Origin of the sequence: Flavobacterium sp. LC2016-12 (genome assembly GCF_015351595.1) — a bacterium.
In the GTDB taxonomy this organism is placed as follows: domain Bacteria; phylum Bacteroidota; class Bacteroidia; order Flavobacteriales; family Flavobacteriaceae; genus Flavobacterium.
In genome coordinates this window covers 1-389 of the sequence record NZ_JADKPT010000031.1, presented here as the reverse complement: position 1 = coordinate 389, position 389 = coordinate 1, and the positions used below count along the sequence as shown (strand labels likewise).

The following is a 389-nucleotide window of genomic DNA, read 5'->3' as shown; positions in this document are numbered from 1 at the left end:
TACTATTTGAACCCAATAAGTTGTGTTACTAGTAAGAGTACCTGTCGCGTATGTACTTGAAGTAGCTCCCGAAATTGGATTTGTTCCAACTACAGATCCTGTTCCCCATTGATAAGTTGCTCCTGTTCCCAAAGTTCCTCCAACCGCTGTTAAGGTGGTCGAACCTCCGTTACAGATTGTTGTTGTTCCCCCTATGCTTGTCGGTGCAGAAGATGGTGTATTAACCGTAATCAATTGTGAAACACCAGTAGTCGTAGCAGTACATGGTGAAGTGGTGTTCACTATTTGTACCCAATAAGTTGTGTTACTAGTAAGAGTACCTGTCGCGTATGTATTTGAGGTAGCTCCCGAAATTGGATTTGTTCCAACTGTAGATCCTGTTCCCCATT

General features: G+C 42.9%; 1 pseudogene. It reads right to left on the bottom strand.

The features are described from left to right. Nucleotides 1-389: pseudogene (locus IRZ99_RS21130) on the bottom strand (hypothetical protein); the annotation flags it as partial.